The 21,000-nt window shown below is 44.8% G+C and carries 18 protein-coding genes; 9 read left to right on the forward strand and 9 right to left on the reverse strand.

The features are described 5' to 3' along the window. Window positions 1-33: 33 nt before the first annotated feature. The 3 genes from RJ41_RS04455 to folM all read right to left on the reverse strand — a co-directional run bounded on the left by RJ41_RS04455 (window position 34) and on the right by folM (window position 2,833). Window positions 34-927, reverse strand: a complete 894-nt coding sequence (locus RJ41_RS04455) for a carbon-nitrogen hydrolase (RefSeq protein WP_039217519.1) — start codon at window positions 925-927, stop codon at window positions 34-36. Continuing rightward, window positions 914-1,978 carry an agmatine deiminase family protein gene (locus RJ41_RS04460; protein ID WP_039217520.1) on the reverse strand — a complete coding sequence of 355 codons (1,065 nt, stop codon included), beginning with the start codon at window positions 1,976-1,978 and terminating at the stop codon, window positions 914-916. Before RJ41_RS04460 ends, RJ41_RS04455 begins: the two co-directional genes overlap by 14 nt. Window positions 1,979-2,125: 147 nt before the next feature. Further along, window positions 2,126-2,833 carry a dihydromonapterin reductase gene (folM, locus tag RJ41_RS04465; RefSeq protein ID WP_039217521.1) on the reverse strand — a complete coding sequence of 236 codons (708 nt, stop codon included), beginning with the start codon at window positions 2,831-2,833 and terminating at the stop codon, window positions 2,126-2,128. A 161-nt stretch (window positions 2,834-2,994) separates the two neighbouring features. Between folM and folE the strand changes: the two genes are divergently transcribed. Further along, on the forward strand, window positions 2,995-3,678 hold the full coding sequence (gene folE, locus RJ41_RS04470; protein ID WP_039217525.1) for a GTP cyclohydrolase I FolE: 684 nt from the start codon (window positions 2,995-2,997) through the stop codon (window positions 3,676-3,678). A 103-nt stretch (window positions 3,679-3,781) separates the two neighbouring features. Here folE and RJ41_RS04475 read toward each other — a convergent pair whose 3' ends face one another. Further along, window positions 3,782-4,081 (reverse strand): hypothetical protein, encoded by a 300-nt coding sequence (locus tag RJ41_RS04475; protein ID WP_240485727.1) that lies wholly within the window; start codon window positions 4,079-4,081, stop codon window positions 3,782-3,784. A gap of 344 nt (window positions 4,082-4,425) precedes the next feature. Then, complete coding sequence (locus RJ41_RS04480; RefSeq protein ID WP_039217526.1) at window positions 4,426-6,375, reverse strand: alpha-amylase family glycosyl hydrolase; 1,950 nt, start codon at window positions 6,373-6,375, stop codon at window positions 4,426-4,428. Window positions 6,376-6,711: 336 nt separating this feature from the next. Here RJ41_RS04480 and RJ41_RS04485 point away from each other — a divergent pair, with 336 nt between their 5' ends. Continuing rightward, a complete protein-coding gene (locus RJ41_RS04485) occupies window positions 6,712-7,929 on the forward strand; it encodes an MFS transporter (protein ID WP_039217595.1) in 1,218 nt (405 codons plus the stop codon). A 140-nt stretch (window positions 7,930-8,069) separates the two neighbouring features. Further along, window positions 8,070-8,885: a mechanosensitive ion channel family protein gene (locus RJ41_RS04490; protein ID WP_039217529.1), complete on the forward strand. Its 816-nt coding sequence runs from the start codon at window positions 8,070-8,072 to the stop codon at window positions 8,883-8,885. Window positions 8,886-8,960: 75 nt separating this feature from the next. Here RJ41_RS04490 and gloA2 read toward each other — a convergent pair whose 3' ends face one another. Together gloA2 and RJ41_RS04500 are read right to left on the reverse strand one after the other, a co-directional pair. Beyond that, window positions 8,961-9,344, reverse strand: coding sequence for an SMU1112c/YaeR family gloxylase I-like metalloprotein (gene gloA2, locus RJ41_RS04495; protein ID WP_039217533.1), 384 nt, complete (start codon window positions 9,342-9,344; stop codon window positions 8,961-8,963). Between the two features lie 19 nt (window positions 9,345-9,363). Continuing rightward, complete coding sequence (locus RJ41_RS04500; RefSeq protein ID WP_039217535.1) at window positions 9,364-10,314, reverse strand: aldo/keto reductase; 951 nt, start codon at window positions 10,312-10,314, stop codon at window positions 9,364-9,366. A gap of 274 nt (window positions 10,315-10,588) precedes the next feature. Between RJ41_RS04500 and RJ41_RS04505 the strand changes: the two genes are divergently transcribed. From RJ41_RS04505 to RJ41_RS04525, 5 genes are all read left to right on the forward strand, one after another. Then, on the forward strand, window positions 10,589-11,131 hold the full coding sequence (locus RJ41_RS04505; RefSeq protein WP_039217597.1) for a lipocalin family protein: 543 nt from the start codon (window positions 10,589-10,591) through the stop codon (window positions 11,129-11,131). Window positions 11,132-11,229: 98 nt separating this feature from the next. After that, a complete protein-coding gene (gene pyrC / locus RJ41_RS04510) occupies window positions 11,230-12,276 on the forward strand; it encodes a dihydroorotase (protein WP_039217539.1) in 1,047 nt (348 codons plus the stop codon). Window positions 12,277-12,320: 44 nt separating this feature from the next. Continuing rightward, a complete protein-coding gene (locus tag RJ41_RS04515; RefSeq protein WP_240485728.1) occupies window positions 12,321-13,556 on the forward strand; it encodes a substrate-binding periplasmic protein in 1,236 nt (411 codons plus the stop codon). Further along, the gene (gene dbpA / locus RJ41_RS04520; protein ID WP_039217543.1) at window positions 13,556-14,935 is read left to right on the forward strand and encodes an ATP-dependent RNA helicase DbpA; all 1,380 of its coding nucleotides are present in this window, start codon (window positions 13,556-13,558) and stop codon (window positions 14,933-14,935) included. The genes RJ41_RS04515 and dbpA overlap by 1 nt, the downstream gene beginning before the upstream one ends. Before the next feature lie 49 nt (window positions 14,936-14,984). Then, on the forward strand, window positions 14,985-15,383 hold the full coding sequence (locus RJ41_RS04525) for an ACT domain-containing protein (RefSeq protein ID WP_039217545.1): 399 nt from the start codon (window positions 14,985-14,987) through the stop codon (window positions 15,381-15,383). Between the two features lie 139 nt (window positions 15,384-15,522). Here the strand turns inward: RJ41_RS04525 and RJ41_RS04530 are convergent, their stop codons facing one another. Continuing rightward, the gene (locus RJ41_RS04530) at window positions 15,523-17,589 is read right to left on the reverse strand and encodes a M13 family metallopeptidase (protein ID WP_039217549.1); all 2,067 of its coding nucleotides are present in this window, start codon (window positions 17,587-17,589) and stop codon (window positions 15,523-15,525) included. A 260-nt stretch (window positions 17,590-17,849) separates the two neighbouring features. Between RJ41_RS04530 and RJ41_RS04535 the strand changes: the two genes are divergently transcribed. Further along, complete coding sequence (locus tag RJ41_RS04535; protein WP_039217551.1) at window positions 17,850-18,473, forward strand: RraA family protein; 624 nt, start codon at window positions 17,850-17,852, stop codon at window positions 18,471-18,473. 11 nt (window positions 18,474-18,484) lie between these two features. On the opposite strand, the gene RJ41_RS04540 is transcribed toward RJ41_RS04535, so the two are convergent. Further along, on the reverse strand, window positions 18,485-20,950 hold the full coding sequence (locus tag RJ41_RS04540) for a carbohydrate binding family 9 domain-containing protein (protein ID WP_156964757.1): 2,466 nt from the start codon (window positions 20,948-20,950) through the stop codon (window positions 18,485-18,487). Window positions 20,951-21,000 lie beyond the last annotated feature (50 nt).

The following is a 21,000-nucleotide window of genomic DNA, read 5'->3' on the forward strand; positions in this document are numbered from 1 at the left end:
GGGATCCCTCAGACTCTGACCCCATTATTTGGGTTAGTCGCGCCAGCGCTTGGTTAGTTCGTCGTAGGCGTCTATGCGGCGGTCGCGGAAGTAAGGCCAAATGCGCTTGACCTGTTCGGTACGTTCCATATCAAGCTCTACTGTTAGCGTGGTTTCACCTTCAGCTTCGGCTTTTGCCAAAATCTCACCTTGCGGGCCTGCTACAAAGCTTTGTCCCCAGAACTGAATACCTGGATCACCTTCAACAGGTGACGCTTCAAATCCAGTGCGGTTTGCCACGATAACCGGTACTGAGTTTGCCACAGCGTGAGAGCGCTGAATGGTTTCCCATGCACCGTGCTGACGGGTACGCTCTTCTTCTGTGTCAGTTAAATCCCAACCAATAGCGGTAGGGTAAAATAACAGGTCTGCTCCTGCCATCGCCATCAAGCGTGCCGCTTCTGGATACCACTGATCCCAACATACCAATACGCCAAGTTTACCTACACTGGTTTCAATAGGCGTGAAGCCCATATCGCCCGGTGTGAAGTAAAACTTCTCGTAAAAGCCTGGGTCGTCAGGAATGTGCATTTTACGGTATTTGCCCGCAATTTCTTTGCTGCGATCGAACACCACAGCCGTATTGTGATACAAACCAGAGCCGCGTTTTTCAAAAAGCGACGTCACTAATACAATGTTGTGTTTTTCAGCTAGTTCACCGAAAAATTCTGTCGCTGGGCCTGGAATTGGCTCAGCCAAATCAAAGGCGTCAGTATCTTCTTGTTGGCAAAAATACAGGGTGCTGTGCAGTTCTTGAAGAAGAATACACTCGCAGCCTTCAGCCGCTAATTTGGCAATTCGCTCGGCACTTTTGTTCCAGTTCGTTGCTTTGTCGTTATCAGCAACAGACTGTTGTACCAGTCCAACTTTTAGCTTAGCTGGGCGCATGTAATGACACTCCTTTTTTTAAGGTGGTGATAATCGAATCTTTTAACGTATTTGTAGGCACCTGCATGGAAATACAATGCAAGCTGCCGTATTGTCTTACGAGTACACTGCAATCGATTGGTTCAACAATATGATTGGGGTGTGCTCTTTGCACAGTCTCAATGGCTTCTGCGTCTTCCTCTTCACCGTAAACAGGCAATAATATTGCGTTGTTACAAATTAAGTAATTTGCGTACGATGCCGGCAGGCGATCCCCTTCGTCATTTACAATATTAGGCAGCGGCAGATGAAACTGTTCATGCTCAGGCAGCTCAAGGGCGCACTCGTCGCACAACGCTTTCAACCCTTCAAAGTGACTGTCATTAGGACGGTTGTTACACGCCTGGATCACTAGGCCTTTGTTCGGCGTGAAACGCACTAATGTGTCGATGTGACCGTCAGTATCATCGCCTTCTAAATGACCATGTTGCAAAATAGTAACTTTGCTGCAGCCTAGCATATCTTTAAATGCATCTTCGTAAGCGCTTAGCGACATATCACCGTTACGTTCAGGGTTAAGTAAACACTGGGCAGTACTTAATAGGTGTCCGTCTTCATCAATTTCCAGCGCGCCACCTTCTGCCACAATTGGGCTGCTGCGAAGTACAGATTTACACATGCTGGCAAGATAACGCTGATTCGCCAGATTATCTTCAGCGGCGTTAAACTTATTGCCCCAACCGTTAAAGCGAAATTCTACCGGCGAGCCATTGCCTTCACTGTCTTTACAAGTGATGAAGCCGTAGTCGCGCATCCATGTGTCGTTAAATGAGGCAGGAACAATAAGCACTCGAGCGTTCTCTGGTAAACGAGAATTAAGATCGTCTACGTCACTCGGCGCACATAATAAAATCACACCCGCATCGTTGCGGTTTACTGCAGCAATCACGTTCAGATACGTCGCTCTCGCGTCTTCTAACCATGGAGCCCAGTCGGTTTGCGCATGAGGCCACGCTAACATAACAGCATCAATGTTATGCCATTCAGGCGCCATAGTACGGTTGCTGTGCATAGTAAAATTCCAAATAGCTACGAAATAGGGTTCGGATTATAGCCATGCCTCAGCATGAGACCAAGGCAAATGGCGATGAAATTAATTGGCGGTGACGATTACTTTAAGCCATAAGGAAAACTGAAATGAACGAAAAGGGGGCGGCTTTTATTTCAAATGCCGCCCACCGTTGAGGTGAAGGGTTTGCCCTGTCACGTAGTCACTATCAAATAAATAGTTCACGGCTTTCACGGCCTCTTGCGCCCCAGGTACTATCTCTAACAGTGACTTTTCTAACGCTTTTTGTTTATAAGCTTCGTCATCACCCTCATTGAACATAAGCAAAGCTGGGGCAATGCTATTTACTTTTACCTTTGGTGCTAGCTTCTTAGCAAATGATAGGGTCAGGTTGTGCAGGGCTGCCTTACTTGCCGCATAAGCCATGTGTTTCTCGCTGCCTGTTTCTTGAACGTAGTCAGTCATATGAATAATGTCAGACTGAACGTCGCAATCACAAAGAGCCTTTTCAAGTGCCAAGTTTATGCGGTAAGGGGCAACAGCATGGACCAACATCATGCGTTCAATCAAGCTATGCTTGTCATGGTTATCTCTTTCTTGCGCCCAATCTGACGCGTTGTGGATCACCGCTCGATAGGTTTTACTGATTGCCTTAATCTCATCAATTGCTCGATCAATAGCCGCCTCAGTGCTAAAATCCGCCTGTAAGACTGTAGCACCTTTATCCTCAAGCATTGAAATACTTGGACGAAGTGTTCGATAAGTCACGACAACGTGGTGGCCCTGGTCAAGTAAAGTATTGGCCATAGCTAAGCCTAAACGTTGACTTGCGCCTGTAATTAACACAGGTGAATTCAAGATGATGTCCTTCTTTCGTAAAAGGTAACGGTTTTATTATTCTGTGCCAAATGCACAGTCGGTAGCAATGACATTAAATAAAAGTCATGTTGCCAAGTAATCGATCTGTAACGAACTCATGCTCGTACAAGATCAAAAAAGAAGTAACTACGGATAAAGTAATGTTAGCAAAAGAAGCGGTAATTGTGCGCGACGCACTAGACCCCTCTATTTCAGAGCCAGCACAACGTGTACGAGAAGCATTAGAAGCCAAAGGTTTAGAAACACCTATGGTGGCTAATGGTCTTACTGACGAGCAAAAGCGCAAACGAATTGAAAGTGCTATGCGTGACGTAATGGACACGCTTGGCCTTGATCTAACTGACGACAGTTTGTGTGATACGCCTACGCGAATCGCTAAAATGTATGTTAATGAAATCTTCGGTGGATTGGACTACCGCAAATTTCCTAAGATTACTGCCATTGAAAACAAGATGCAGATTGACCAGCCTGTACAGGTATCTGATATAAGCCTGACCAGCACCTGCGAACACCACTTTGTTACTATTGATGGCACGGCAACCGTTTCTTATATACCAAAAGATACAGTAATCGGCCTTTCAAAGATAAATCGTCTTGTGGGTTTCTTTGCTCAACGTCCTCAGGTACAGGAGCGCTTGACACAGCAGGTGTTAATAGCGTTACAAACGCTTACTAACACTGAAGATGTAGCAGTAAGTATTAATGCTACGCATTACTGTGTTAAAGCGAGGGGAATTCGCGATACCAACTCGTACACGAAAACATCTGCACTTGGTGGTCGTTTCCATACTGATAGCGAATTGAAACGAGAGTTTTTTCGTTAGCGTCTTTCCATACCCCAACGAAATACTCAAAAAGCCGCTCTTGAAGCGGCTTTTTCAATTGAGGATATTGATAAGAGTGTAGCGCTAGGCTTCTAATGTCGAGTTATTTAATAATAAGCTCTGAATCTAGCGCATCGACAATAAGGTTAACACGACCACCTATACCATCCGCTGCTGTTAGGCTGAGCACCTTATTACAACACCCGCACGATTCATGTTGCTCGTGATACATGTCGCGAACAGAGTTTAAATAAAAATCATTAATTGCGCCGCAATAAGGGCACATGTATTCCAACGCATTATCACTTTGCACCGTTTTATCCATTACCATGTTTAACATATCCATATGACGTAAGTCGAAATCCGCTGTGTGAAAAAAGATATTTGTACTGCTTCTATGCATTAAATTTGACGGTCCCTATTGGTAAGAATCAAATTGCTGGCAACGCTCTATCGAGAGTCGCGCTTCATAGATGCTGCAAAAAACAAACCGCACACATTGGTAAAGTGCTACTTACACGTTAGATTACCGTCAGACAAGCTGAACAGCTGTAAGACGTTTCCTAACGTGGTAAGAGGTAAATGAACTATCCATCTCTCGACTAAAGTATAGTCGGTAATTGCTTTACTGCCTGTGTAAATAGGGAGGTATTTAGTAAGTCTTTGGCGACAAAGCCAATTCATTTTATTGACAACACTCTGCTGTCGCGAGTTTCGCAACAAGCAGAGTGTCAAATACGAAAGTAATTAGTTGGCTAACAGCCATAGCTGCTGATAGGGGGCGAGTAATAAAGGTGCAGCTTCCATAGACACAGTTTCACCTGACAGCAAGTCTGTGGTCGATGTGCAGTTTAGTGTCGCCAAAAGGGAACGCTGAAGCTGTTGCTTATGTTCACTAAAATTACAGACAACGAGGAGTTTTTCACCTCCATCATTCTCGCGCATAAAAACAAAACAATGCTGATTGTCAGCATCTAATATATGTGTTTGAGCATGGCCAAAAACCGAATACTGTTTTCTCGTTTCGATCATTTTTTGCAAGCCTTTAAATACGCGAAGGCTAGCGACTTCCGCTTTACTAGACGGTGCCGTTTGGCCTAGAGCCAATGCGGTATCTTCTTCATTGACTGCGATGCGATTAACCCATCTGTCGTCATGTTTTTTACTTTCGTCTTGACGGTAGCTGTAGTCGTTTAGCTTCCCAATTTCATCGCTGGAATAAAGTAAAGGAATACCGCCGATACTGAAAGTTACTCCATATAACAACAACATGCGTTTAACGGCTTCGTCGATACCTTGTGCATCATCGTTCTTAAGTGCCCCTTCTAAGCCGCATAACGATGCCAGTGAACCACATACGCGGCAATCGCCATTGCTTGGATTTTCTGCAAATGGCACGCCGTTAGCAAAACTTCCCTCAAAGCGACCAGTATAAAATTGGTTGAGGAAATAGCGGTGATCGAAGGGGTTTATACCCAATTGACTAGCGACAGCATCATCGAACGTCCAGCCTATGTCGTCGTGACAGCGCACGTAGTTAACCCAGGTACACTCGTTTGAAATAGCAAAACTCTTTTTCAAAGAGTGTGTAAGCAAGCGCGTTTTACGTGTAGCTAGAGAGTTCCAAAGTAATGCCATTAACAACGGGTTGTAAGACAGTTGGCATTCCTCTTTATCGATATACTTCAGCACCTCATCTGGGTGGACAATCGCTTCTGACTTAAATACCACTGCTGGCGCAACTATTTGTAAACAGCAATTAAACGCTTGAATAAGAACGTGTGCTTTCTCCTGATTTTCGCAGTTAGTCCCCACTTCTTTCCAAATAAACGCTAGTGCGTCTAAGCGCAACGCTGCGCTACCAATGTTAGCTAGAAATAGCATTTCAGAGGTAATGGCATTAAAAACTTCAGGGTTGCTGTAGTTTAGGTCCCATTGAAAACTATTAAACGTCGTCCATACCCATTTTTCAATCTGCTCGTTAAAGGTAAAGCTGCCTCTTCTAACTTGAGGAAAAATCTCTCTTAACGTTTCTTCATACTGATCGGGGATGGTTCTATCATCAAACAAGTAATAATAATTTTGATACCGCTTGTCGCCATCTAATGCTGCTTTTGCCCACGTATGCTCGTCTGAGGTGTGATTAAACACAAAGTCGAGTACTAGGTTAATCCCTTCCTTTTGAAGTGAAGATGCGAGTTTCTCTAAATCTTTTACGGTACCCAAGACGGGGTTTACTTTACGATAGTTAGAGACCGCATAACCGCCATCACTATCTCCTTGTGGTGCGTCGTATAGTGGCATTAGATGTACATAGGTGACACCAAGCGCTTTTAAATATGGAATTTTATCGTGTAAGTCATTTAGCGTTGGCCCCATTAAATCTACATAGAAGGCCATGCCAACCTGTTGTTCATCGCGATACCACAACGGCGACTTTAACCTTTCATTATCAATCTTTTTAAGGGCTGGCTTACGACTTTTTAACCCATCTCTTAATATTTCAATAAGTTTTTGTAAATGAAAATAGCAGTCATACTGATGTCCATAGACGTACGTGTAGTGTTCAAAAAGGCGAGGGAAATGTACCTCTAATCGCTGGGTAAACGTCTTCGCATCTTTCTTTGTAAGGCCAGATAAATCGGTGGATGCCAAGATGCGCTCTAAACATATACTACTATCGGCAGCATAGCTCATAGAAAACTCCATAGTATGACGCGGTTGAAAGGCCGGCGAACCTATCCTAATTGACGGGTTTACAGGCTTTTTAAATTCTGTTAACTTTTATCTTAAACGATTAAGCTGGTTTTTCCAAACTGGATGTTAAATTCGTTATCAATTTTATTACATCGTAAATTTCATTTACTAAGTATGTGGAATAAATAAGTGCTTCAGACGCCTTATGTCTGTCAAAACTGACATGTTTTTTATAAGTGCAGCCGGATATTAGTTATCCGTCATGCCATTTTTGCGAGACCGACTATGCCTAACCAAGACCGTAGTAGCAGAATTATCCGCTGGTTAACCTATCTAATGTTCATGATGTTTGCGATGACATCGGATTCAGTAGGCGAGATAATCAAAGAAGTGAAAGTGGCGTTTTCCGTTACTAATGCGCAAGCGAGTTTAATGCATTCTTTGCCCATGCTCGGTATTGCACTATCAGGCTTATTCTTGGGGTTTCTTGCCGATAAGCTAGGCCGTAAGCCAACCATTATCATCGGGTTAGCCTTATTTGGGTTAGCTTGTTACAGCTTCCTTATTGCTAACGACTTTATGCTGATCGTAAGTTTGATGAGCCTTTCAGGGGTGGCCGTTGGTATTTTCAAAACAGGTGCACTGGCTCTTATTGGTGACATTTCAACTTCAACAAAACAACATACTGCAACGATGAACGGTGCTGAAGCCTTCTTTGGGGTTGGCGCAATCATCGGCCCTTTGATTGTAGCCTACCTTATCCATCAGGGGGTTGCATGGCAGTGGCTTTACGTTATTGCTGGTGGCGTTTGTACTGTTCTTATTGTCGGGGCTCTACTGGTTAAGTATCCGGCCTATTCTCGTGACACGTCTTCTGGCGAAAACAAAGTTTCCATTGCGCAAAGCTTAAAACTGGTCAAAAACCCTTACGCGTTAGGCTTTTCAATTGGCGCATTTTTATATGTTGCGGCAGAGAGTGCTATCTACGTGTGGATGCCCAGCTACCTAGTTTGCGACGCAACTACGCTTAAAGCGACGTACGACTGTTACAGTGAGGGTTTCTCTCAAACTTTGGCTATTTATTCAGTAACCGCATTTTTTATTTTGCGTGCCGCAGGCCGCTTCGTGGGAATTTGGATGATGTCTCGCTTCAACTGGGCGCTGGTGTTGATGCTGTTTACAGGGGCTATAGTTCTATGCTTCGGCTTGGGATTATGGGGCGGAAAGCAGTTCGCGCTTTATTTGTTCCCACTCACAGGTATTTTCATGTCGGTCATTTATCCTACGTTTAATTCAAAGGGTATAAGCTGCTTCCCTAAACACCAGCACGGCAGTGTGGCAGGCGTTATTTTGTTCTTTACCGCTGCGGGTGCTGCCGCTGGCCCCTTTATTATGGGCCTTGTGAGCGATGCTAACGGAGGTGATGCAAAATACGGTTTCATGGTCGCCACTGGTTTTGCCGCTTTGCTGTTTATCGGCTTAGTTTATAACTTCGTGAAGAACCCCACCAAAGACCGTTTAGCTGAAATAGAAGCAAGCGAGTACGCTAGCTAAGTGAAAAGCACCGCTAAGTTAGTCGCTCGCGGTGTCAGTTAATCTTAACGTGCCGGACTTATGTTCGGCACTGGTTTTTCATAACGTTGTTGTTTAAGCTTCCCTACATTCCCTCATTTATCAATCTGTATTAACGTCCCATGGATGAATTAAAACAAGCCCAAGCCCTTTACGACACACTGGTTGAGTTTGCCGTTACCTATAGCTTTCAAATTGTAGGTGCCATTATCATTTTCTTATTTGGCTGGTGGGTGGCCAATAAAATAGGCCATGTTGTTGAAAAGCTCATGGTGAGCAAGAAGATTGATGTCACGCTTAGTCGGTTTACCGGTGGTATATGCAAGCTGGTGGTGCTTGGTATAGTCATCATCATCGCTCTTGGTAATGTCGGTATCAGTGTAACACCACTAATTGCGGCACTTGGTGCTGTAGGTCTAGGTGCCGGTCTTGCTATTCAGGGTATGCTGGCAAACTATGCCGCTGGTTTTACCATAATCATTACCCGTCCTTTCGTTGTCGGAGACACTATTCGTGTTCGTGGCGTCGCTGGTGTTGTTGATCAAGTCATGCTGCCTTATACCATTCTCATCGATGAAGATAATGTGCATATTCAAATTCCCAACAAGCTTATCGTTGGGGAAATCTTGCACAACTCTGCCGAGAATATGCTTATTGAGCTAGAAATTGGCGTTGCTTACTCGAGCAACGTAAACAATGTCATAGAGGTTATTCGACACACGGTCGAGGCAGTTGACGGGGTTAGTAAAGAGAAGTCACCGGCTATTGGTGTCGATAATTTCGGTGACAGCAGTATAAATTTTGGTATTCGGGTTTGGGCACCAGCGGTAAGGCATTTCGAAGTGCGTTATGCGCTAAACCAAGCTATTTTTAATGCCCTTCAGCAGAATAATATTGATATTCCGTTCCCGCAGAGGGAAGTTCGAATGCTGGAGTAGGGCTGTCATTAGCGCCTGTTTCATAATTTGTTATTGAATAACTGCCGAATAGCCACTCAGCCATTCGGCATTTTTTTACAGTTCGTAAAGTTCTAGCGGTAACCCATCCGGATCTTGGAAAAATGTAAAGCGCTTGCCGGTGTATTCGTCAGTTCTTACTGGCTCGCATTCCACCCTTTTATTGGTTAGGTGATTAATCACCTCATCTAAATTGTCGACTTTGAACGCTAAGTGTCTAAGCCCTTGGGCCTCTGGACGTGACGGCCTTTGAGGCGCCCCTGGAAACGAAAATAACTCAATTTGACTTCCGTCAGGCAGGCCAAGATCGCATTTATATGAATCCCGGGCTTCGCGGTAGTTTTCATCGATGATCGAAAACCCTAACACATCTGTGTAAAACGCTTTTGAACGTGGGTAGTCGCTACAAATAATAGCAACATGATGAAAGCCTTTTAACATGCTATTTCCTTATTAAGACTTATGGCATCTCTTGGCCGCGAGCGACTTCAAATAACTTGTACCAGTGTTCGCGAGACAAATGAACGTCCATCGCTTTTTGGCTAGATTTGATACGTTCTACATTAGTGCTGCCTAGCACAGGCGCGATATTAGCTGGATGTCGCATCAGCCATGCTAAAACAATCGCTTCAGGTGTTGTTTGATACTCGCTTGCAAGCTTTGCTACCAATTCTGCTGTAGCTAGGTCAACACTGCTCTCGGTCTTAGCGCCCGTATACTTCCCTTGAGCTAGACTTCCCCACGCCTGAAGTTGAACATTATTCATCATGCAGTATTCAAGTGTGCCAGGGGCATAACCTATGTTGCGATTAGCCGTGCTGTTGCTGGTTATTCCGTCTTCCAACCAGTCCCTAAAACCAAGGCTCATTTCAAGTTGGTTAGCTACAATAGGAGTTGAGAGCGCTGATTGAAGGTAGTTTATTTGGTGGCCATGCATGTTAGACACACCTACGTGTTTAATCTTCCCCTGTTGCTGCAGAAGTAACAAAGTGCCTGCCACTTCTTCTAGCTCCATCAGTGGGTCAGGGCGATGGAGTAGCAATATGTCAAGTTGCTCAATACCTAAACGCGAAAGAATACCTTCAACAGACGTGTGGATATGATTTGCTGAAAAATCATAGCGCTTTGGTCCTAAATCATCTTCAAAGCGTATTGCACATTTAGATTGAATAATCATTTTGTCTTTAAGTTCTGGCGCTTGCTTAAGGGCTTCACCAAAGACGGTTTCGGCTTTGCCGAACGTATAGATGTCAGCATGATCGAAAACGTTAATGTCTAAGTCTAATACTGCGTCGATGATTGTTCTTGCCTGGGTTATATCGGCTTTGGTGGCAGGGTCATTATTCCAACCTCCACCTAAGCCCATACATCCATAAACTAGGCGGCTTGCATGTGGAAAGTGTGCGTTCATTTAGATATCTCCCTGTGAAAATGGTGAGTGGACAAAGTACCTTTGCACTCAATAAAAACGTTGGAGCTTTTTATAATCATTAAGGCGGCACTGTAATACAGCCTCGGCAATTATAAAAGCGCGATTAGGCGAGAACATTCTGGCTATCGACGATTAGCGCTTCAGAACACTTATGGTGCGGCAGAAGCAATAAAGATCACAAAAAACAGTGTTGGTATTATCCGCTTTAAAAGAGGGCCAAGCACTTGAAAGTATTGTCAAAAAACGAGGGTTTATGTTTAAAAAATGGGGTTTAGTCGCAATAGTAGGCATATTGTTCGTTGGCTTATCTGGTTGTACAGGTACGCCGGATAACGTCGAACCAGTTGAAGGGTTTGAGCTTCCTAGGTATTTAGGCAAGTGGTACGAAATCGCGCGCTTTGACCATAGCTTCGAAGAAGGGTTAACTGAAGTTACGGCAACTTACAGTATGCGCGATGATGGTGGCGTGAAAGTTATTAATCGCGGTTATTCAAAAGAAGAAGGTACTTGGGATGAAGCCGAAGGCAAAGCGTATTTTGTAGAGTCTGAAACCACTGGGCATTTAAAAGTATCCTTCTTCGGCCCGTTTTATGCCAGCTATGTCATTATTGAGCTAGATAAAAAAGGTTATCAATATGCTTTGATAACAGGCCCAGATAAAGACTACCTTTGGATTTTAGCGCGCTCACCCTCTATTTCAGATGAGGTCCGCGCCCGCTTGCTAGAAAAGGCAGAGGTCGCTGGGTACGACGTTAGCAAGCTCATTTGGGTTGAGCACGGAAAAGTGAATTCATAGGTACGATCAAGCGAGTTGTTCTGCGCGCAAATTGGGATTTGTGCTATTATTGCGCGCAAATTCCCCTTTGTTTGAATAAGTACCAAGAGAGATAAGGCATGCAAACGCTCACCATTACTACGCCAGACGATTGGCATCTTCACTTTCGCGATAACGAAATGCTAGCAGAGACAGTGCCTGCAACTGCACGTTGTTTCCAGCGCGCGATTGTTATGCCAAACCTTGTACCGCCAGTGGTTAATGCTGAAATGGCAGTGGCGTATAAAGGGCGAATTGAGGCTGCAAGACCAAATGGCAGTAGCTTTGAGCCTTTAATGACTTTATTCCTTACTAACCAAACAACTCCCCAAGATATTGTCGAAGCAAAACAAGCTGGGGTAACAGCATGTAAGCTTTATCCTGCTGGAGCTACCACTAATTCAGACGCCGCAGTGAAAGGCATTCAGGCTTTGTACCCGGTATTTCAAGCCATGCAAGAGCAAGGTTTGTTACTGTTGATACACGGTGAAGTGACTGAGCATCACATTGATATTTTTGATCGTGAAAAAGTATTTATTGATACCCATTTAGGGCCTATCGTTGACGCATTTCCTAGGCTGAAAGTGGTGTTCGAGCACATTACTACAGCAGATGCCGCAAGCTTCGTAGCGGGCGCCAGCGAGTTTGTAGGCGCCACTATTACGCCTCAGCATTTATTGCTTAACCGTAACGATTTACTGGTTGGTGGGGTACGACCTCACAACTATTGCTTGCCAGTACTTAAACGCAACACACATCAAAAAGCGTTGCGCGACATGGTGGCAAGTGGCAACAATAAATTCTTTTTAGGTACTGATTCTGCACCTCATGCTAAGCATAAAAAAGAGAATGCGTGCGGCTGTGCAGGTTGCTACAGTGCATGGTCTGCAATAGAGCTTTATGCAGAAGTGTTTGAGCAGCTAGACGCAATAGACAAGCTTGAAGGCTTTGCTAGCCATTACGGTGCAGATTTTTATGGTTTAGCTCGAAATACGACTAAAATGACACTGGTGAAAGAGTCATGGACGGTGCCAGAACAAGTAACCCTAGCTGATGGCACCGATATGGTTCCATTTTTTGCGGGGCAAACGTTGCAGTGGAAATTAGAAAAGGCATTTCAAGCTTAGCAATATATATTAGTGCCTGTTTATGTGCCCTATGGAGCTTTTCTATGAGGGCACAAACACTCTCTTACTCTCACGCTAAAGATTTACCCTGCGCCATCACCCCCTCCGACCAGCAGAGTATTCAATCTTACTCATTTACAGTGTTTGAAAACGCTTTGTCAAAGAGTGGTATTGATTTAAGGCTAGCTGATAAAGCAACACCTAGCGGATCCCAAATTCATTTCAACGTCATAAGAAATGAAGATAACGAAAACTATTACTACTGGATAACGCCGTTATTTGCTTTTAAATGTGGAGGCGATGTCCGTTGTACGCCGAATGCAGGCAGTCAGGAAATAACAATAGCAGTGAGCTACATTGCTCTTGCAAAAGCTAAAAGTAATGCTGAAACTGCAGAGCGCCTGAGTGAACTAGTGAGCCAATACAAGCACTCAAAAACGTTTACTTTGCATGCTAAATCGATGTTAAGTGAATTGAAGCTATCTTTTCCAGCTACCGTACTTGCTTTTGGCACTTTAAGCCTAGTGGGCGAACTGCATACAAATACCGACAACCTTTGGGTTATCGCTGACGTAGTGCCTTTGTTTTCTGAAGTCGGAGAGCGAGGAAGAATTGAAGGTATCGCTGCTGATTTGGTTAGCGATATTTTAGATGAGATGGCACTTGACCAGACTATTCTCTCTGCGCCTTGGGCAAGAATAGCAAAGGAAGCCATGACTAAGTCTAACGTTCTGGTATTTTCGGTAATTCGAACTGATGAAAGAGAAAACGTGTTCCACTGGGTAACGCCGGTTTCAAGAAATCTTCACGGTCTGTACGGTATTGATAAACCCTATTTTCCTTTCTTTGAGGATGTTCCGAAGACCTACAGGGTAGGTACCTTATTGGAGGACTATCGCTATCAAATCGCGATAGAACATGGCTTCAAAGTAAAAGCCTATGATTCATGGCAGGCGTTAGCGGACGCACTGATTAACAACGAAATTGATACTATTTTCGGTTCTCAGGGAGCAATTGACTTAGGATGTAACCCAAAGCAATTTAAATGTGAGACAATAACCCTCTCGAGTAAGTACGACATTTCAACGGCCTACCTAGCACTGTCAAAAAAAGACACCTGTGTTTTGGCTTTAGAGAAGCTCAAGTTAGCGGCGGCCGGTGTGAAAATGAGTGACAAGTTTAATGAGCAGCTTTCTTCATGGAGCGACATGGTGTCTGAAGAATACGGCATAGCTCATCATACCAAAAATGGTGTAGTGCACCTTTGGAAACCTAATTAATGACAGTTGAAACCGTTAAGCATTTAGATATAAACCCGGCCATCACTAAGGCGTTAGACTCACAAGGCATTTACCAACTTTCCCCTATACAGGCACAATCGCTCCCTGAAGCGTTGCAGGGAAAAGATGTAATAGGCCAAGCGCAAACTGGCAGCGGCAAAACTCTATGCTTTGTAATTCCTGCCTTGCAGCACGTAGAAGTGAATGATTTTACCACACAGGCCATCATTCTTTGTCCTACCAGAGAGCTTGCTGATCAAGTGGCGCAGCAGTGTCGTTCGTCGGCTAAAAACATTGGCAATATCAAAGTAACCACGTTATGTGGTGGCCAGCCTATGGGGCCCCAGATTCAGTCATTGAAGCATAGCCCTCATATTATTGTGGGCACGCCGGGTCGCGTAATGGACCATGTGGAAAAGCGTCGAATTGACCTAAGTAACGTAAAGTTGCGTGTCCTCGATGAAGCCGATCGCATGTTAGACATGGGCTTTGAAGACGATTTACGCATTATTTTCGGTCAAACGCCGAAACAAGTGCAAACCCTATTGTTTTCTGCAACTTTTACAGAACAAATTGAGCGTGTAGCTAAGCAGTACCTGCACAACCCGGTAACCTGCAAGGTTGAGGCTCAAGAGAGTAAACCAGCCATCACGCAGTTGGGTTACAACGTACTGCCGCACACACGCACTCAGGCGCTTAAAGCGGTACTTACTCACTACCAACCTAAAAACGCCATTGTATTTTGTAACCGTAAGGTTCAGGTAAATGAAGTGGTTGACGAGCTTATCGAAGATGGCTTCAGTGCCGCTGGGCTCCAGGGGGACTTGGAACAGCATCAACGTACGTCGGTGCTAATGCAGTTTGCCAGCGATGCGCTACAAGTACTTGTTGCTACCGATGTAGCTGCGCGAGGACTAGACATTGACGATGTTGCCTGCGTGGTTAATTACACAGTAAGTGAAGAGCCGGAAACCCATATTCACCGCATTGGCCGTACGGCACGTGCGGGTGCTAAGGGCATTGCGGTAACGCTAGTGAGCGATGACGAAGAGCACTTTTTGCGAAAAATTGAAGTGTTACAAGAAAGCGATATTCCGCTTAAAGGCGCGCAAAGCTTACGTTTTCATAAAAACAAAATCACTCAGCCTGCATTCACTTGTATTTCACTGAGCGCGGGTAAAAAGGAAAAGCTTCGCCCAGGCGATCTGGTGGGGGCACTTACTAAAGATGCTGGCATTCCTGGCGACGACTTAGGCAAAATTAAAGTGCAAAACAGCATGAGTTTTGTCGCAGTGAAAACGCGCAGCGTTAAAAAAGCCATGGCGCACTTTAGAGAAGGAAAGATTAAAGGAAAACGTATTAGAGCCCGAAAGCTTTAATATGCACTCTTAGATCTAAGTACTGACATTATTCAATGGAAGGTTGAGTGTGGTCGCTGAAACTGACTTGAGCGTGTTACTGAAAAATTTGAATCCTGTGGCGAGTAGTGAAAATTACGTTTTTACTACTTTGCCTGCTGACAGATTAACCAGCACGTTAATTTCAATAGCTAAGGGTATGTTTCAGGAACGCGAGGGCACCACACTCATTCTGCCGGTAGCCGCTGCCGAGACAGCTAATTTGCCATTTGAAGGTTATTACCGCTGTATAACCTGTGAAGTGCATTCTAGTCTGGAAGCGGTAGGCATGACTGCAGCTATGTCCACTGCGCTGGGTAAGGCAGGAATTAGCGCTAACGTGGTGGCCGCTTATTATCACGACCATATTTTCGTGCCAGCTGAAAAAGTTGATGTGGCGATAGACGTTTTAACTTCGTTGTCTATTTAGGCCTTCCCCTTTTCTTCCTGCCGGTGCTCTTTTCTCAAAAACGCATCAACAAGCCCCAGTTTGGTGAAGCAAACATGGGGCTTTAGCTATCGTATTTTATGTACGCTACTTTATATGGACTGTGTTTAGAGTAGGCGAATTACCAAATTTTCACGCGTTCTTCTGGTGGTAAATACAACGCATCTTCTTCGGTCACGTTAAACGCTTCGTAGAATTCAGGTACGTTGCGAACAGCTCCGTTAGTGCGGAACTTCGTAGGTGAATGGGTATCGGTTTGTACTTGGCTGCGCAACGCTTCTTCGCGATATTTGCTTGCCCAAACCTGGCCGTAACCAATGAATACACGCTGATCGCCAGTGAAACCATCTAGTTCAGGAGCTTTTTCACCATCAAGAGACAGGTGGTAAGCTTTAAGGGCGATGCTGATGCCGCCAAGATCGCCAATGTTTTCACCTAAGGTATATTCACCGTTTACGTGTAAGTCAGGCAGAACCTCAAACTGGTTATACTGTTCAATCAAGTTTGCAGTGCGTGCTTCAAACTCGCCGCGATCTTCATCGGTCCACCAGTTTCTGAGTACACCATCGCCATCAAATGTTGAACCTGCATCATCGAACCCGTGGCCAATCTCGTGTCCGATTACTGCGCCAATGCCACCGTAGTTAACCGCGTCTTCGGCATTCATGTCAAAGAACGGAGGTTGAAGGATAGCAGCAGGGAATACAATTTCGTTTAGCGGAGGGTTGTAGTAAGCATTAACAGTTTGTGGTGTCATGCCCCATTCATGGGTCCACACTGGGCCACCTTGTTTCTTAAGCATTTCTTCATACAGCACGTCAGATGAACGCTTAAGGTTTCCAAACAGGTCACTGGCATTAACTGTCAGCGCTGAATAGTCTCTCCACTGGTCCGGGTAACCAATTTTAACGGTAAACTTAGACAGCTTGTCTAGTGCTTGTGCACGAGTTTCGTCTGTCATCCAATCAAGATTTTCTATACTTTCTTTGTAAGCTAACAGCAGGTTATTAACCATTTCCATCATGCGGTCTTTCGCTTCAGGCGGGAAGTGCTGTTTTACATAGACCTTACCAATAAGCTCGCCAACGTGGGCATTTGAAAGGCTTACCGCACGACGCCATTGTGGCTGTTGCTCTTCAACACCGCGAAGCACTTTACTGTAGAAATTGAAGTTTGCTTCATCAAGCTCGGCATTTAAGCGACTGGCTGAAGCATTTAACAAGCCCCACTTAAGGAACGTTTTCCAATCTTCCAGTGAAGTTTCTGCAATAACACCATCAATGTTTTGCATGTAGTCTTTTTGCAGGATGCCTAGCGAAGGAATGTCGCTAATGTCTGCTTCATTAAGATAAGCGTCCCAGTCGAACTTAGGCATTAACGCTTTAAGTTCTTCAATTGTCAGTTTGTTATAGTTGGCAGCAAAGTTTCGGGCCTGCTCTTTTTTCATATGTAGCTGAGCAATTTTAGTTTCAAGTGCGAACAGCATATCCGCACTTTCTTTAGGCGCGTCGAAACCCGCCAGCTCAAACATGGTTTGAATATGTTTAACGTAGGCATCGCGAATGGTTTGTGATGTTTCGTCGTCCTTGAAGTAGTACTCGCGCTCAGGAAGGCCTAAGCCCGACTGCCACGTGTACATCAAATATTCTTTCGGTGACTTGAGGTCAGGGTATTGAGTTAGGCTAAACGGTGTACCGTAGCCATAGCGAGCTGCATAAGCAAAGTACTCAGCAAGGTCGGTATAGTCTTCAATAGCATCAATCTTAGACAACTCAGGTTTAAGCGGCGTAACGCCAAGTTCGTTGCGGGTTTTCATATCCATATAGGCACGGTAAAAATCACCGACTTTTTGCTCGTCGCTGCCCGCTTTAAAGTCGCCTTCGGCAGACGATTTTATAATATCCATAACGTGATCTTGTGCTTCATCGCGAAGGATCACAAAAGAACCGTAGCTCGATTTATCTGCCGGTATTTCAAAATTATCAAACCACTTGCCGTTTACGTAGCGGAAAAAGTCATCACCCGGGTCAACAGACGGATCCATATTTTCTTTAATGACACCTGAAGAAAGCTGTTGTTGAGCCTCTTCGGTAGCCGCGCTCTGTGTCTGTTGTTCTGTGGTTGAATTTTGGGGGCTACAAGCCGTGAGGGCCAGTGCCACACTTAAGCTTAAAACGCTACGTAACATGTGGAGTTTTCCTTTTCATTTTATTAGGCGACATCTGGGTTTGCCGCTTATTGTTTTTAGTGCGTTGCGAAACCTGTGCATTCCTTCTAAAGAATGTTATGGCGTATTGAGTGCACGTTTTTTTACTAATTCTTAGCATGACGGGGGGGATAGAAAAAGTGTTTATAGTGAAAATACACAGCTTGTAACAACTTGTAATACACAATTGGCTATAGTGGAAGCAGTTTGGATGCAGGTTATTCAGTTAAAAGGAGTGGTGTATGAAAACCAATGAAATTCCGTTTGATAGTGTTTCCCCGTGCGAGTATGCCGATGCGTTGCCCAAAGAACAGTTTATTGACTATGCCATAAAACCTCTGTGGTCAGGTATTCCGCGAATTGCCGGGCCAGCTTTTACCGTTAAGTGCGACCCAGGCGACCACCTCATGCTACATGCAGCTATTTATCGAGCGAATGCTGGCGACATTATTGTGGTTGAAGCCGATGATAAGTATGCGGTTGCTGGGGGCAATGTCTGTGCAATTGCTCAATCACGAGGCATTAAGGGGTTCGTGATTGACGGCGTTATTCGCGATATTGCAGAAACCAGAGAAAATCAATTTCCTGTGTTTGCGCGTGGTGTCGTGCCAAAACCCGGCGCAAAAAAATGTATTTCTCCACTCAACCAGCCAGTGCGTTGTGGCGGTGTCACCGTTAATGCAGGGGATATTATAGTAGCGGATGAAGAGGGGATAGCGGTTATTCCTCGTGAACAAGCGCAGCATGCTTTTGAGATCGCCAAGGCGAGAGGTGATAAAGATGCGGCAATGTCACTCAGTGAATGGCAAGCGCAGCATCAAGACAAAGTAGAGGCTACGCTCGCAAAATTAGGTTTCACTGATTAAAAATAGATGTCTTAGTAAAGCCACGCATAGCTGAACTTCATAAAGACTGCTTGCTCGGTGCGCAATAGGCCAGGATTTTCATCATCGGCAAACGCTGAATCGCCATAGCCAATGAATAGGCGCGAAAGTGGGTTTATCATGTAAGAATACACCACTTGCGTGCCTAGGCTTCTATCTCGAGCATCTACGCGCATTAAGTAATTATCCGTATTGCGCTTGATATCGGCGTAAACCAGTGCAACGCGGATAAACTGTTCTGCACTAAACTGATAACTAAGTCGCAAGTCCGATAGGTTGGCTGTAAAGAGCATTTTATCGTTTACATCAATACGATTGTATTCATGACTCAGCGACGCTTCTAAATGCTGTCCCAAATTAAGGGTAATTGAAGGTTCTAGTAACACCTGATCGCCCAACCGGTCGTTTCTTAAGTCGATTCTGTCACCAATACGGGCAAAATTTTCAAAGTAGAGGGTACGGCTTGGCTGGGCTTCAAAATAGAAGGAAAATTGTTCTTCGGTAAAGCGCGTGGTATTGCCGTCAATGGTTAAACTCGCACCATTGTGGCGTAATCCAACAGTATCTCTTTTTACCCACTGAAAATTAAAATAAGACTGGTAAGCAGCATTTAACTCTACTTGTGCCTGCATTTCGCGTTCAATAAGTTCACCGTCATCGTTGTGGGTGATATCCCAATCACCGCCGAACTCAAAGCGATTCCACCATTCATTCTCATTCCACCAGATATAGCCGCCGCCCAGCACGCTTTTATGCCTATCTACGGTGCTTTCAAAGCCCAGGTCAGCACGAAAGTCAGCTTGAGTGCTGGTACGATTGGCATAAAAATACCAGTCGCGAACCTCGTGGCGGTAGTCAATCTTGTAGGTACTGCCCGAGAAAGTATCGCTTTCGCGCGTTCGTAGCGTGATCTCGTTAATGTCCTCATCGGCACTACAGTCATTACTGCAAAAATCAGAGAACAATGTTTGTGGATATTGCGTTTGTGAGCGAAGTACCTGCACACGTAACGTATCGCTTGGCGTTATTTGATAACGGCTATCTAGGCCGGTAACAATATTGTGGTAATCCTCTGAGTGACGACCAGTAATTATTGCGCCTACGGAAAGGTCATCTGAAATATCGTATCGGTATCGGGCGGCTATATTGGTACTTTCTTCGTTAAGCCTTGCTACACTAGAGCCGAGATTTCCAGGCACTAAAAACGTGGTGCTTTCGTCGTTAGCAGCCAAAATACCAAAAGTATGGTTGTTCACACGCCCAGTTAGTTTTGTGCCGATGTCAGGTGCGCCTATATTACGGGTATAAACAAGATCGTATTGGGTACTGAAAAAATCGGCGTTTTCAAGAAAGAAGGGGCGCTGTTCAGGGAAAAATAGCGCAAACGGGTTGTTGATGCCGAGCTGTCCAGCGTCGGCTTCCACTTGAGAAAAGTCGGGGTTAACTGTGGCTTGCAGTAGCATGTCAGATGTTATGCCCCAATTTACATCAACACCTATTTCTTGGTTGTCTTGATACCGCCAGTCTGTTGCATCTTGCGATGGTACAGGTTCACGGTTACGGGCATAACCCGCTACCGCATAGGGCGTAATTGATAGGTTTTGACCTTGCTTTGCCGTTGCGAAACCCTCCATATCTCCCATTTGGCATAATCCGCATGCGTTATTTCTGTCAACGGGCCTATTAGAAATTCGAAGGTTATTCTCTCGCGGATAGAAACGTACAAACTCTGCGCGCCATCTCTTTGGGCCATCACTATCGAGAAAGTTCATGATGCGAAAAGGCAATGCGATCTCAACGGTATAGCCGTCTTGTGTTATTTGTGCTTGTGCGTCCCAAATCGCATTCCAACTATCGCTTTCACTCAACGTCATTTGGTTTTCGATGGCATCAGACTGTATGCCACGTGGGTTAACAAAGAACTGGTATGACAGACGGCTGTCGCCAAACGTATCTATTTTTATTCCAACTAAGTCGTTATCCCATACGTTATCTCTATCTCGAAATAAGGCGCGTAATTGCGACGGGTCGTCGTCTTGCGCAGTAAACGCAATATATATGCTTTCGCCGTTTTCAAATATGCGCGCTGTTGTGAGCACGGGAGGCGTTGTATTCTCAAAAGGACGAGTAACAAATGTAAGGGGTACTTTAGTTGCTTCTTCCCACACAGCCTCGTCGATAATGCCATCAAGTTCTACTGTGCCTGCGATGAAAGGAACAACCAGCGAATCGCTGATATTGTCATCAGACGTTTCGGTAATGGTATTTTCCGACCGCTCTGTAACGATAGTGGGAGGTATTGAAATTTCTGCTGCTTGAGGTTGCTCGTGTGGTGTTTCTTGTAGTGGTGTTGCAAAGGCAGAGCCCGCAGACAGACAACCCGCAAAGGCATATGACGCAAAGATTGTACATACGCGCTTAAGCGCAGTATCACCGCGCTTTACTAAAAAATTATCCATAATAATGTGTGTGATGTCGTTATTATTTTTTCCCGCGCAAAGTATGAATA

This window comes from Alteromonas marina, from assembly GCF_000808575.1.
GTDB classification, from domain to species: Bacteria; Pseudomonadota; Gammaproteobacteria; order Enterobacterales; family Alteromonadaceae; genus Alteromonas; species Alteromonas marina_A.